The following is a 12,375-nucleotide window of genomic DNA, read 5'->3' on the forward strand; positions in this document are numbered from 1 at the left end:
TGACCTTCGCGCGCTCGGCCGACGGCTCGCGCTACTACGCCATCGACCAGTCGCCCGACGTCATGGCGCACAACCCGGACACCGGCCTCAAGGGCATCTACGTCTCCAAGTCCGGCTCGCCGTCAGGCCCGTGGACGCTGATCGCGGACAAGGACAAGATCAAGAACTCCGGTTCGGCCCTCCAGGGCGCCGGCTACCAGCCGGGCATCCAGTCCTGGTACAACCAGTTCCTCCAGGTCGACCCGGCCAACCCGGACCACCTGTACGCGGGCCTGGAAGAGGTGCTGGAGACCAAGGACGGCGGCGCCAACTGGTCCGTCCCCGGACCGTACTGGAACTTCCCGTTCCCCTGCTGGAGCATCGACCCGACGAAGCAGACCGGCAACTGCTCGCCGACCGTCCACTCCGACCAGCACGCCGTCGCCATCGGCTCGTACCACGGCAAGCCCAGCGTGTACGTCGGCAACGACGGCGGCATCTACCGCCGCCCGGTCAACGGCTCCGCCGACGCCTCCGGCCATGCCACCGACTGGAAGTCCCTGGCCGACGGCACCATCGACACCCTCCAGTACTACTCGGTCGGCGTCGGCAAGGACCCGGCCGACAAGTCCGGCAAGGGCGTCATCGTCAGCGGCGGCCTGCAGGACAACGGCGAGTCCATCCTGCGCGCCCACGACAAGGTGATGGGCTCCAACTTCGGCGGCGACGGCGCCGACACCCTGGTCGACGCGAACAACGGCTGCAACATCGCCGAGGAGTACGTCTACCTCGACATGTGGGTCACCCAGAACTGCGCCGTCAACGACGGCTCCGGCAACACCGACCCGAGCAAGGCCACCTCCTACGAGGTCGCCCCGCCCGACAAGGCCACCAGCTCCGCCCGCTTCATCGCGCCGCTCACCACCGACCCCAAGGACACCAGTACCTGGGTCGCGGGCGGCCGGCACGTCTGGGTCCAGCACAAGGGCTGGGCGATCCGCAGCGGCAGCGAGTGGCAGGCCGCCTACGACCTGGGCGCCGGGCACGTCGCCACCGCCGTCGCCACCGTCAACGGCACGGTGTACGCGGGCTGGTGCGGCCCCTGCAACAACCAGGGCTTCACCCGCGGCATCGCGGTCGGCAACACCGACGGCACCGGCTGGCACCAGCTCGACCTGCCCGTCGACGGCACCGTGCCCAACCGGTACATCTCCTCCTTCGCGGTGGACCAGAACGACGCGAAGCACGTGTTCGTCGCGATCAACGGCTTCTCGCGGACCTGGACCGAGGGCCCCGGCGCGGGCAACGGCCACCTCTTCGAGACCCACGACGGCGGCGCCACCTGGACCGACGTCTCGGCCAACCTGCCCGACGTCCCCGCGACTTCGGTCAAGCTCCTGCCGAACGGCGGCCTCGCCCTCGGCACCGACCTCGCCGCCTTCTACCGCGCGCCCGGGGAGAAGAACTTCTCCGTCCTCGGCCGCAACCTGCCCACCACCGCGGTGCAGCAGCTGAAGACCGGCCCCGACGGGCGGCTGTACGCCGCCACCTTCGGGCGCGGCATCTGGTCGATCAACCCGTGCGACGTGTACGACAACGACGACGACCAGGGCGACGACGGCCAGAACTGACCCCGCCCCCGAAGCCCTGTCGGTGCCCGGCCCGTTCACCCCGAGCGGGCCGGGCACCGGCGTTCCGGAACCGGTACGGCGCCCTCGACGTCCAAACCGGAACCGTACGAGACCGGAGACACCTCACCGTGAAGCAACGCCTCGCCCTCCCGGCCACAGCCCTGCTGCTCGTCCTCACCGCCGGTGCCTGCGCCTCCACCTCCGGGAGCGGCACCACACCGACCCCGACGCCGACCCCGACACCGACGCCGACCGCGCCGAGCACGGCCCCGGGCCCGGCTGCCACCCCCACCGCCGCCGCCACCACGGCCGTCACCGGCCCCACCACCCCTGCCACGTCGACGGCCGCGCCGGCGCACCGCCCGACCGCCACCCCGACCCACGTCCCCACCGCGACCACCCCGACCCCGGCCCCGACCCTCCCCCCGAACAACGGCGACAACCCGATCGACCTCCAGCACCGCCCCGCCACCACCCCCTCCCACCCCACGGGCTGAGCCGGGCCTCGTCCGACCGGCCGTCACCCGGGGTACCGGTCCGGGGCGGAGCGAGGCCATCGGGTAGCCCCCGGTGGGGGCCGGAGAGCCGGGGAGGGCGGTCGGTCCCCGTTCGGCGATGCCCGGGGCCGACCTGGCCGGTCGCTCACCGGGCGGCGCAGGGACGGCCGGACGGGCCGGCTCTCCCTGCCGTCGTCCCGGCTCGGCGATCCTGCATCCCAGGCTCCGCTACCGGGAGGCCCGAGGTGTCCACTCAACGTGATCGAGCCGGCCGGGCCGCGCCTCAGGTGCGGCCGCCGGGGCAGAGCCCGAAGGGCACCGCCGTACCATTGCCGACCTGTGGGTTCTTGCGAGGAGAGGGCGGGCGGGGTGGGCAGGGGCGAGTGGGCGGCCGGGCTGGGGCGGCTGGTCGGGGCGGCGGCCGAGCTGGGGGAGGCCGGGCGACAGGCCGTGCTGCGGGGCGGGCGGTCGGCGGCGGGTGGACGGTGGGCGCTCACGGCGCTGGGCTCCGTCGCGCCGCCGCCGGTGCCGTGCACCGAGCCGTGGAAGCTGTCGCTCGGCACGCTGATCGGCCGTCACCCGAGGACGCCAGCGGTGGCGCACAAGCTGCTGGGGCTGCTCGACGGCTAGGGGGCGGTGCACCTGGGGCCGTCGAAGGTCGGCTTCGACGGTGAGGAGGTGGAGTGGGACAAGGTCGTCGAGATCCGCACCCGCAACGCCTTCGAGGTGCTGACCACCAGCGCCCTGGAGCAGGACGTGGACCGGATCCGCGAGTTCCTCCCACCCGTGCCCGGCCGCAAGTGGGCCGTCACCAAGGCCGGTGAGGCGCTGGCCACCGTGGTCCTCGCGGCGCTCGAACGCGGCTCGGTCGACCAGCGGCTGGACGAACTGACCGTACCGGCCCAGATCGTCCACCGCGGCCTGCTCGGCCGGCCGCGCACCCTGGACGCGGGCTGCTTCGCGGCGGCCACGCTGGTCGTCGCGGGCCAGGCGGGGGAGAGCCTGATCGCGACCGCCCGGCAGCGCGGCATCCCGGTCCGGCCGGCCGAAACGGCGGCGCAGGACGACCGGGCGGAGCACGTCGCGGTGCTGCGCGAGCGCACCGACGCCGTCTCCCGGCTGTTGCAGCGGATCGAGGAGAGCGAACTGGAGGCGGCGGCCGTACCGCCGCAGGTCCCGCTCGACAAGGCGGCGCTCGACAAGGCGGCGCTCGACAAGGCCGCGCTGGACCAGGCCGCGCTCGATCCGGGACCGGTCGGCCACGGGGCCTGACGGGCCCGAAGGTCGAAGGGGTGAAGGGACGGAAGTGGCTGCAGGGTTGGCGACCGTGTTCCGGGGTGAGGAACTGCCCGCGAAGGAACGCTTCGACTGCTGGCGGGAGTTGCTGGAGCGGACGCGCGCCTGCGACGCGACCAGTGTCCACGCCGAGGACTTCCGCGCGGAGCTGAGGCGTTCCGAGCTGGGCGAGGTGGTGCTCCTCGGGACGTCCTTCCCCTCGGTGCGGTTCCGGCGCACCGAGCGCATGGTGCGGCGCTCGGACGAGGGCGTCTACCACCTGTCGTTCCTTCAGACGGGCACCATGACGCTGACCCGCGGTGCGGGCCGGACGGAGACGCTCAGACCGGGCGACCTGCACCTGGTCGACAGCTCGACCCCGTACGACCTGCGGACCTTCGGCGGCCCCACCGCCGGTCGGGCCGAGTCCCGGGTCTCCGGAGTGGGCATCGACTTCCCCGCCGCCCTGCTGCCGCTGCCCCCGCAGCGGCTGCGCGACCTGCTCGGCCGCGCGTTCCCGGCGCGGACGGGCTCGGCGGCGCTGCTGTCGGAGTTCCTGCTCGGCCTGGACCGGCAGGCCGCCGCCCTGGAACCGGCCGAGGCAGGCCGGCTGGGGGCGGTCGTGGTCGACCTGGTGGCCGCCTGGCTGGCCCGGGAGCTGGACGCCGAGGCCGCGGTGCCGGAGGACGCCCGGCAGCGGGCCCTGGTGGAGGGCGTACGGGCCTTCGTCCGGCGCAACCTGCACGATCCGGAACTGTCGCCGTCCACGATCGCCGCGGCCCACCACATCTCCGTCAGCCACCTGCACCGGGTGTTCACCCGGCAGTCGGCGGGGGAGACGGTGGCCGCCTGGATCCGCAGCCAGCGACTGGAACGCGCGCGCCGCGACCTCGCCGACCCGGCGCAGCGCACCACCCCGATCCACGCCGTCGCCGCCCGCTGGGGCTTCCCCCGGGCCGACGACTTCAGCCGCTCCTTCCGTGCCGCGTACGGGCTCTCGCCCCGCGAGCACCGGCAGCGGGAGCTGTCTGCCGCGGGCGGGTAGGCCGTAGTACGCCCAGATCACGGGACAGGCAGAAGCGGCGCGTTCCGTCGAATCAGTTGGCGGCGAAGCCGGGCGTCGCCCTCTACAGCCAGGAGGATCTGCGGATCGATGCGCCCGGGGTACGGATCACCCGGTTCACCGAACCGGGTGGCCATCAGTTCCGGTACCAGGGGTTGCATCTGTTCTCCGCTTCCGGGGGCAGGCTCTTCCTGCTGCCGGCCGGCTGGACCGAACGGAGACGACATGTGATCGTCATCCCGGATACCGGCCGGGTGCGCGTCGACCATCTCGATGAAGCAGGCTTCCGTTCCGGGAGCGGCCTGAGCTCGCTGCGGGAGGAGCGGCGAGGGCGGCTCGCGGTTGGCCGGATCAGGCCACCGGACGGTGGACACGCGCGACAGAGGGCACGCGCGACGGAGGACATGCGCGACGGAGGACATGCGCGACGGAGGGCACGCGCGACGGAACCGCCGTCGCGCGTGCCCCGTCCGACGGGTGTCAGCTCGGGCGGGTGGCGGCCAGCAGGGACTGCAGGAGCGGCAGCAGTTCCTCGGGGTCGGCCGCCGCGAGGTGCTCGAACGCCCCGCTGGAGCGGGCCAGGACGACCCCGGCGAAGGCGGCCGTCGCCAGTTCGGCCCGCAGCAAGGGCCGGTCCACCTGCTCGGCGACGAAGCGGTCGTGCAGCGGGCGCACCATCCGCTCGTGGAGGTAGGCGCGGCCGGCCCGCTGCACCTCGGTGTCGTCCTCGGGCAGCACCGCGGCCTGGAAGGACGGGCCGGGGCCGCGCCGGGCGAGCCGTACCAGCAGGCTGCGCAGCCGCTCCTCCTCCAGCAGATCGGCCGGCACCTCGTCGCCCAGCTCGACCTGGAGGGTGGCCAGGTAGAGCTGGGTCTTGCCGCCGAAGTAGCGGGCGATCAGGGATGCGTCCACGCCGGCCCGTTCGCCGATCTCGCGGGTGGTGGTGCGGGCGAAGCCGCGCTCGGCGAAGAGTTCCACCGCTGCCCGGAGCAGCAGTTCCCGGCTGCGGGCGGCGTCCCGGCGCCGTGGCGCCGCGGGATCCGCGCAGTCGCCGGTTCCGGCGGCGGACCTGTCGGCGGACCTGTCGGCGGGCCCGTCGGCCGCGGCGGTCACCGGTCCGCCCCCGTCCGCACCACGGGTACCTCGCTCCCGCCGGCCACGCCGTCGGCGATGCTCTCTTCCACCATCAGCTCCTCGTCGACCCGCGCACCCTGCCGGGCGGCGGCCGCGGCACCGAACCGCGGCAGCACGATCGTCATCAGGCCGACCGCCACCCACACCGCGCAGGAGATCAGCGCCGCGTCCCGGTAGCCGCTGTCGGCGGGCAGCAGCCGCCCCGGCTCGGTGTGGGCCTGGAGGACGGCGCCGCACAGGGCGCTGCCGGTGGAGTAGCCGATGGTGCGCAGGAGCTGGTTGAAGCTGACGGCGCTGCCGACCTCGTTCGCGGGCACCGCGGCGACGATCAGTCCGGGCATGACGGCGAAGGTGCAGCCGACGCCGAGCCCGGCGATGCCCATCACTACCAGGTGCCCCCACAGGTGGTCGCGGGCGAAGAGGAAGAACAGCACCGAGCCGAGCGAGACGGCGCAGCCGATCGGGAGGACCAGGGCGGAGGAGGTGCGGCGGGTCAGGACCGGGAGGAGCTTGCTGGACAGCAGGCTGGCTCCCGAGAAGGGCAGCAGGACCAGTCCGGCGACCACGACGGATTCGCCCAGCCCGTAGCCGGTGCTGGTCGGGGTCTGGACGTAGCGGATGACCAGCGAGATCAGCAGGTACATCCCGACGCCCGCGACCAGGCCGGCCACGTCGGCGGTCAGCACGACGGGGTTCCTGAGGCTGCGCAGGTCGATCAGCGGGTGGGCGGTGCGCAGTTCGTGCCGGATCCAGCCGGCGAGCAGCAGCAGCGAGGCGGCCGCCACGGCCCACAGCCGGCCGCCGGTCCAGCCCCAGTTCTCGCCCTCGCTGAGCACCAGCAGCAGCCCGACCAGGGCGAGGCTCAGCAGTGCGGTGCCGAGCACGTCCAGTGGCCGCCGCTCGCGGTGCTCCGGCGCGGGCAGCACCAGCGCTGCCAGCACCAGCGCCAGGCCGCTGATCACGGCGCCGAACCAGAACCCGGCGTGGAGGCCGAAGGACTGGGAGATCAGCCCGGTGATCGGATAGCCGAGGCCGACGCCGGCCACGGTGGTGATGGAGAGCAGTGCGACCGCGGAGCGGGAGGCGGCGGCGGGCAGGGCGTCTCGCGCGGTGGCGATGGCCAGCGGGGTCAGGCCCACCCCGACGCCCTGGAGCGCCCGCCCGGCGATCAGCCACCAGAAGCCGAGCGGCAGCGCGGCCAGCACGCTGCCGAGCACCACCAGGGCGGCGGCCACCAGAGTGACCGTACGGCGGTCGGGCCCGTCACCGAGGCGGCCCAGCACCGGGGTGGCGACGGCCCCGACCAGCATCGTGACGGTCAGCGACCACTGGGCCTCGGCCAGCGAGACGTGGTCGACGGTGGCGATGGTCGGGATCATCGGTGCGCCGAGGCTGCTGATCACCGCCACCACGGCGCTGAGGAAGACCAGTACGGGCACCAGGGCCCGCTCACGTCGCGTCGACAGGCCTGGTCGGGTCTCCACGGACGCGCCCCCCTTTCGTCACAACAGTTCGAGAGTCCGGACCGGGGAGGAACACCCGGCCCCGGCCATCCCGGGGCGCGCGCGGCCGAGGGATGTCATCAACCGATGTCATCGAATGATGTCTTCAGATGATGACATGCCTGACCGACCCGGCAGAAGCCGGGTCGGCCGTGGGGTTCTTCACGTCGGGGCGTTGTTCACCCCGGAGGGTGAGGGCGTCAACGGCGCCCGAACAGCCGCCCGAGCCAGCTGCCGGACGCCCGCTCCTTCGGCGGGCAGGAGCACCGCTGGGACGCGGGGATCCCGGCCAGCACCTGCTCGACGTGCATCCCGCACCCGGCGTAGGTCGGCTTCCCGCAGGTACGGCAGGCGACTCGGCGGCACATGCCGCGCTCCCTTCTCAAGGCCCCCCGTCGAATGGCTGACCCGGCAAATATACCCCTACCCGTATTCGAACTGCGACGATCGAACCCGGACCCGGCCGAGCAGCGGGACTTCAGCGGTTCACGGGCGGGGCAGCAGCGACTCCCAGACGTCCCGCTCGGCGGTGGCCGACCAGACCACGTCGCCGTGGCCGTAGCCCGGGACGACGCGGTAGTCGACCCGGGCACCGCCCCGGCGGACGAGGCGGGCGCCGAGGTCGTGGTCCCCGCGGCCGAACTCGGCGTTCACCCAGACCACGTCGGCCCGGATCGCCGCCCAGTCGATCCGGTGGACCTCCGTCCGCCCGGCCCAGACCGCCGCCAGGTCGCGCAGCAGCGCGGTGGGCTGCAGACCGCTGCCGAGACGGGCGACCGCCTCCTGCCAGACGGGGAGCGGGGTGTGGGTGAGGGCGAAGCGGTCCTCCTCGGGGGTGGCGCCGAAGGCGTAGCTGCCGCCGCTGTGGCCCCGGTGGTGGATCCAGTTGGCCGGGCCGGGCAGCTCCCGGGTGTGGATCAGGGCGTAGTGCAGCAGTCCGAGGTTGCTGAACTGCCCATCCCCGGGCGCTGGTTGAGGTCGCGGCAGGCCGCTCGGGGCGTCGGGGTCGGCGGCCGCGCGGGCGAACAGGTCCTTGAGTCCGGGGTCGACGGTCAGGACGCCCGCCGCCAGCTGCTGCTGGAACAGGTCGGTCAGCGCCTCGGCGCGGGCGACCAGTTCGGGTTCCGTCTCCGGGTCGTACGGGCCGGTGGTGTCGAGGACGAGGACCCGCCGTGGTTGTTCTCCGCCGGTCCGGGCGGCGGTTGCCAGGGCGAGCGCGGCCCCGGCGGAGTGGCCGAGCAGCTCGTACGGCAGCCCGGTGACGGTTCCGGCGGCCGAGACGACCCGTTCGAGGTCCGTCCGATGGCCGTCCAGGCCCCGGTCGGCGACGTGCGGGCCGGTCCGGTCGGACGTCAGCGCGTCCTCGCGCGGGGTGGTGCCGACGACCAGGTAGCCGTGATCGGCGAGGAAGCGGGCGAGGCTGCGGCCCTGCGCCGTGCCGTAGTTGGCGGCGACGTTGAGACCGCCGCCCGGCAGCAGGTGGACCACCCGGTGGGCGGTGTCGGCGTCGCCGAGGACGTCGACGGTGAACTGCCCCGCCTGCCCGTCCGGGACGACCAGGCGGTGGTGACCGGGCCCGAGGTCCAGGGCCGCCGTGCCGCCGCCGCCCAGCGCCGCCCCCAACCGTCCGACGAGGTTCCTGTCCATCCGTTGCCCCTCCCGCATCGCGTCCCGCCGCCGCGGCCCGTATCGCGGCCTGTGTGGCGGCCTGCGTCGCGCCGTTCGCACCCGCGAACAGTCTGACGCATCGCCGCTGTCGGCCCCGGGCCGGTGCCCGCGCGTCCGGCACGGGCGCCGACCCCGGGGTGCGTGCTGCGGGGTCAACCGGCGGCGCTGATGGCGGCGACGAGGTCGTCGTTGGTCAGGGCCCGTCCGCCGATGCCCCAGGCGCCGTCCCGGGCGTTCAGGATGTTGACCCAGGTGTCGTCGCGGCGGTGCCCGTCGACGCTCAGGCGTTCGACGACGTCGGTGGCGGTCCGGATGAACGCGGCGCGGGCCTCGGCGGTGGCCAGGCCGAGGTCGGGCAGCTTCAGCTCGACCATGACGACGGGCCGGTTCACGCCCCCGGCGTAGACGTGCCGGGGGTCGAGGAGGTGGATGGTGCCGCCGACCATCGACGTGAAGGCGGGGTTTCCGGCGAGACCGCCGGCCTCGGCCAGGACGGCGGTCAGCTGCGGCAGGATCTCCCGCTCGCCGGCGGAGGTGAAAACACCGCGCGGAGCGGTGACGGTGATGGGCATGGGCCCTCCCAGGACGTGGCTAGTACGGACGTACTAGCTAGTTCAGCTTGGACTAGGATGGGCGTACTAGTCAAGGAGAAGGACTCACGATCGGAGGCGGCCTTGGCCGGCGAAACCCGCGAGCGCATGATCGAGGCGACCGTCGCAGCGCTCCAGCGCCGGGGCGTGGCGGGCATGTCGTTCACCGACATCCTCAGCAGCAGTGGCGCCGCCCGCGGTGCGATCTACCACCACTTCCCCGGCGGCAAGGCGCAACTCGTCGCCGAGGCCGCCGAGCGCAACGGCTGCGAGGTCCGCGACCGCCTCACCGCGCTCCCGTCGGACAGTCCGGCGAAGGTCGTCCAGGCCTTCCTGGACCTCGTCCGGCCCGTACTCGCGGCCTCCGCGGCGGGCGGGGGGTGCGCGGTCGCGGCGCTGACGGTCGGGGTCGGGGCGGAGGCCGACGACCTGGCGCTCCGCCAGGTCGCGGCGAGCGCGTTCACCTCCTGGGGTGACGGGCTCGCGGAACGGCTGAGCGTCGCGGGGCTGGCCCCCGGCGCCGCCCGCGACCTCGCCACGACCCTCATCGCGCTGCTCCAGGGCGCGCATGTGCTGTGCCGGGCCGCGGGCGATCTCGAACCCTTCGAGCAGGTGGCGCGCACGGCCGTGGCGCTCGTTCCGCACCCGGCCTGAACCGGCGTCGTCACCACCCGGTGGGGTCCGCCCGCCCCCACCCCCGTGAGGGGCGAGCGGAGATCATGTGGGGCGCCCCAATCCGGGTCAGAGGCCCAGGAGTTCGGCGAAGGTGCCACCGAGGACGCGGTCGCGCAGTTCGCCGGGCGGGGTGACGCGTTCGACGAGGGCGCGGGTCAGGACCGGGTCCCCGTACGGGGCGTCCGAGCCGAAGACCGTCCGCTCGGGGACCTCCCGGAGGGCCAGGCGGAGCGCGAACACCACGTTGGTGGTGGACAGTTCCAGGTAGAGGTTCGGGGTCTCCCGGGCCAGCTCGATCGCGGTCAGCCAGTTGAGGCCGCCGAGCTGGCTGACCACGACCGGGACGCCCGGGTGGCGGCGGGCGAGCTCGGCCAGCGTCGCCAGGTCGCCGGCGGTGGTCGGCGCGAACCCGTGCACCACGACCGGCAGTCCGCCGTGGTCGGCCGCGGCGCGCAGGACCGGCTCGACCAGGCCCGCACCGTCCGGCGGCGGTGTCAGCTCGCCGATGCCCCGGAAGCCCCGGGCGACCACGTCCCGGTCCACCTCCGCGGCGATCTGCTCGGCCGGGACGTCCAGCCGCACCTTGCCGAAGCCGATGAACCGGTCCGGGTGCGCCGCGCAGGCCGCCGCCAGCTCCCGCAGCGCCGCCTCGTGCGCCTCGGCGCCCGCAGACTGCCCGCTGACCGTCGCGTGCAGCATGCTCATCTCCCGCTTGAACGAGGCCAGATCGACGGCCCGCTCCGGATGCGGCCGGGTGCCGAAGAGCACCGCACGGTCGACCCCCGCCTCGTCGAGCAGCGCGAGGTGGCTGTCAATCGGGTCGTGAACATGGCTGTGGGCGTCGATGATCAACGTTTCTCCTGGTCAAGTGCCGTCCTCTGGGGCGGCCTCCCGCCGCCGCGCCCCAGTCTGCAACCCTGACACCGTGACAAGGTCAAGCCGAACGGAGAGCGAGCGACCATGAGGATCGGGCAACTGTCCCAACGCACCGGCACCAGCGAACGCCTGATCCGGTACTACGAATCCGTCGGCCTGCTCGCCTCGACCCGGCTGCCCAACGGATACCGCGACTACGAGCCCTCCGCCGAGCAGACCGTCCGCCAGATCCGCGCCCTGCTCGCCGCCGGCCTGCCCACCCGACTGATCGGCCAGGTCCTGCCCTGCGGCCGGCCGGACGGACCGCTGCTCGCCTGCCCTGGCGTGCTCACCAAGCTGCGCAGCCAGCTCGCCGAACTCGACCGCCGCGCCGAGGAGTTGGACCAGGCGCGGGACACCCTGCGGCGGGCCATCGCGGCCACCGAGGAAGCCGGGCTGCCCGTGCCGTAGCCCGCGGGACGGTGTGCCGATCGGCCATCCTCGACCGCGAGGTAGCGTTGAGTAGAGATGGCATGTACGCTGCGTGTCGCTGGTTGAGAAATCAGCGGGCCTGGCCGCCACTCCGTGGGGGGAGTCACGCCCAGGCCCGGTTGCCGGCGGGGCCCGATCGCACTCGTGGGGGAGTCACGGTCGGGCCCGTCGCCGGTTGCCAGTTGTATGCCCATCAGGTCGGCCGCCCAGACATGACGACCGTCCAGCCGAAGGGCGATTCCAGGCGCGTCCGTCCAGGAGGGCAGGCGGGGCGGGCGGTTCGGGCCTGTGGGCGGGCGGTTCAGGACTGCGCGCGGGCCTCGGTGATCTTCTGCTTGAGTGCCCCGAGGAGGTCCTGCAGGAGTGCGACGGTGCCCTCGTCGACCAGGTTCGCGCGTCGGGCCGGTAGAGCGGCGGGCCCGCTCGCCGGTGCCGGGGGCGGGCGGCGGGCGGGTGGTGGGTCGCTCAGAAGCGCAGGTCCATCCGCTGCTCGACGGTGTCGAGGCCGAACTTGTGGGCCGGGCGGGAGACGGTGAGCTCGAAACCGGCCTTCGCGTACAGGTGGTGGGCGGCGTCCAGGCCGGTGACCGTCCACAGCAGCACGCCTTCGTACGAGCGGGCGCGGGCCTCGTCCAGCGCGATCTCCAGCAGCCGCCGACCCAGCCCCCGGCCCCGGGCGACCGGGTCGAGGACCACCCACCGCAACTGGCCCCAGCCCGGGCGCTCCTCGGCTCTGACCAGGCCTGCGGCGCCGACCACTCGGCCGTCGAGCTCGGCGACCCAGAGCCGGCCGGGCGCCGCGCTGCCCTCGACGGTGCGGGCCAGGACCAACTCGGCCATGCCCGCGGCGACGTAGGCCTCCATCGTCGCGTCCATGCCGTACTCGCGGGTGTAGAGGATGCCGTGCAGGGCGGCGACGGCACCGAGGTCGCCGGGCCGGTCGGCCTCGCGGATGGTCACGGCTCCGGGCGCGGTGGTGGCCACGGCGGCATCCCCTTTCAGTGAAACACTCGT

The 12,375-nt window shown here is 73.8% G+C and carries 14 protein-coding genes and 1 pseudogene; 7 read left to right on the plus strand and 8 right to left on the minus strand.

Features of this window, described 5'->3' with window-relative positions:
• The 5 genes and pseudogenes from ACIRVF_RS03395 to ACIRVF_RS03415 form a co-directional block, all read left to right on the plus strand.
• Positions 1–1,610: pseudogene (locus ACIRVF_RS03395) on the plus strand (glycosyl hydrolase); the annotation flags it as partial.
• A 128-nt stretch (positions 1,611–1,738) separates the two neighbouring features.
• Positions 1,739–2,107: a hypothetical protein gene (locus ACIRVF_RS03400; RefSeq protein ID WP_402812998.1), complete on the plus strand. Its 369-nt coding sequence runs from the start codon at positions 1,739–1,741 to the stop codon at positions 2,105–2,107.
• Positions 2,108–2,476: 369 nt separating this feature from the next.
• Positions 2,477–2,737 carry a hypothetical protein gene (locus ACIRVF_RS03405; protein ID WP_402813001.1) on the plus strand — a complete coding sequence of 87 codons (261 nt, stop codon included), beginning with the start codon at positions 2,477–2,479 and terminating at the stop codon, positions 2,735–2,737.
• Positions 2,738–2,743: 6 nt separating this feature from the next.
• Positions 2,744–3,379, plus strand: a complete 636-nt coding sequence (locus ACIRVF_RS03410; protein ID WP_402813003.1) for a hypothetical protein — start codon at positions 2,744–2,746, stop codon at positions 3,377–3,379.
• A gap of 34 nt (positions 3,380–3,413) precedes the next feature.
• Positions 3,414–4,427 (plus strand): helix-turn-helix domain-containing protein, encoded by a 1,014-nt coding sequence (locus ACIRVF_RS03415; protein WP_402813006.1) that lies wholly within the window; start codon positions 3,414–3,416, stop codon positions 4,425–4,427.
• Positions 4,428–4,444: 17 nt separating this feature from the next.
• Here ACIRVF_RS03415 and ACIRVF_RS03420 read toward each other — a convergent pair whose 3' ends face one another.
• The 6 genes from ACIRVF_RS03420 to ACIRVF_RS03445 form a co-directional block, all read right to left on the minus strand.
• Positions 4,445–4,819: a hypothetical protein gene (locus ACIRVF_RS03420; RefSeq protein ID WP_402813008.1), complete on the minus strand. Its 375-nt coding sequence runs from the start codon at positions 4,817–4,819 to the stop codon at positions 4,445–4,447.
• A 106-nt stretch (positions 4,820–4,925) separates the two neighbouring features.
• A complete protein-coding gene (locus ACIRVF_RS03425; protein WP_402813010.1) occupies positions 4,926–5,558 on the minus strand; it encodes a TetR family transcriptional regulator in 633 nt (210 codons plus the stop codon).
• Positions 5,555–7,063 carry an MFS transporter gene (locus tag ACIRVF_RS03430; RefSeq protein WP_402813013.1) on the minus strand — a complete coding sequence of 503 codons (1,509 nt, stop codon included), beginning with the start codon at positions 7,061–7,063 and terminating at the stop codon, positions 5,555–5,557. Before ACIRVF_RS03430 ends, ACIRVF_RS03425 begins: the two co-directional genes overlap by 4 nt.
• A 218-nt stretch (positions 7,064–7,281) precedes the next feature.
• Positions 7,282–7,449 (minus strand): hypothetical protein, encoded by a 168-nt coding sequence (locus ACIRVF_RS03435; RefSeq protein WP_402813016.1) that lies wholly within the window; start codon positions 7,447–7,449, stop codon positions 7,282–7,284.
• A 118-nt stretch (positions 7,450–7,567) separates the two neighbouring features.
• The gene (locus ACIRVF_RS03440) at positions 7,568–8,728 is read right to left on the minus strand and encodes a thioesterase domain-containing protein (RefSeq protein WP_402813018.1); all 1,161 of its coding nucleotides are present in this window, start codon (positions 8,726–8,728) and stop codon (positions 7,568–7,570) included.
• 173 nt (positions 8,729–8,901) lie between these two features.
• Positions 8,902–9,321: a 4-oxalocrotonate tautomerase family protein gene (locus ACIRVF_RS03445; protein ID WP_402813021.1), complete on the minus strand. Its 420-nt coding sequence runs from the start codon at positions 9,319–9,321 to the stop codon at positions 8,902–8,904.
• Positions 9,322–9,423: 102 nt separating this feature from the next.
• On the opposite strand from ACIRVF_RS03445, the gene ACIRVF_RS03450 reads away from it, so the two are divergent.
• On the plus strand, positions 9,424–9,993 hold the full coding sequence (locus ACIRVF_RS03450) for a TetR/AcrR family transcriptional regulator (RefSeq protein WP_402813024.1): 570 nt from the start codon (positions 9,424–9,426) through the stop codon (positions 9,991–9,993).
• An 87-nt stretch (positions 9,994–10,080) separates the two neighbouring features.
• On the opposite strand, the gene ACIRVF_RS03455 is transcribed toward ACIRVF_RS03450, so the two are convergent.
• Positions 10,081–10,866 carry an amidohydrolase family protein gene (locus tag ACIRVF_RS03455; RefSeq protein WP_402813027.1) on the minus strand — a complete coding sequence of 262 codons (786 nt, stop codon included), beginning with the start codon at positions 10,864–10,866 and terminating at the stop codon, positions 10,081–10,083.
• A gap of 108 nt (positions 10,867–10,974) precedes the next feature.
• Between ACIRVF_RS03455 and ACIRVF_RS03460 the strand changes: the two genes are divergently transcribed.
• Positions 10,975–11,340: a MerR family transcriptional regulator gene (locus ACIRVF_RS03460; protein ID WP_402813030.1), complete on the plus strand. Its 366-nt coding sequence runs from the start codon at positions 10,975–10,977 to the stop codon at positions 11,338–11,340.
• 486 nt (positions 11,341–11,826) lie between these two features.
• On the opposite strand, the gene ACIRVF_RS03465 is transcribed toward ACIRVF_RS03460, so the two are convergent.
• The gene (locus ACIRVF_RS03465; protein ID WP_402813033.1) at positions 11,827–12,345 is read right to left on the minus strand and encodes a GNAT family N-acetyltransferase; all 519 of its coding nucleotides are present in this window, start codon (positions 12,343–12,345) and stop codon (positions 11,827–11,829) included.
• Positions 12,346–12,375 lie beyond the last annotated feature (30 nt).

The sequence above is a fragment of the Kitasatospora sp. NPDC101157 genome, assembly GCF_044768255.1.
Taxonomy (GTDB): Bacteria; Actinomycetota; Actinomycetes; order Streptomycetales; family Streptomycetaceae; genus Kitasatospora.

What these genes read in the sequence shown, in the direction of transcription:
- ACIRVF_RS03435 (WP_402813016.1), bottom strand. Translation starts at nt 7,449, where the DNA reads ATGTGCCGCCGAGTCGCCTGCCGTACCTGCGGGAAGCCGACCTACGCC.
- ACIRVF_RS03440 (WP_402813018.1), bottom strand. Translation starts at nt 8,728, where the DNA reads ATGGACAGGAACCTCGTCGGACGGTTGGGGGCGGCGCTGGGCGGCGGC.
- ACIRVF_RS03445 (WP_402813021.1), bottom strand. Translation starts at nt 9,321, where the DNA reads ATGCCCATCACCGTCACCGCTCCGCGCGGTGTTTTCACCTCCGCCGGC.
- ACIRVF_RS03460 (WP_402813030.1), top strand. Translation starts at nt 10,975, where the DNA reads ATGAGGATCGGGCAACTGTCCCAACGCACCGGCACCAGCGAACGCCTG.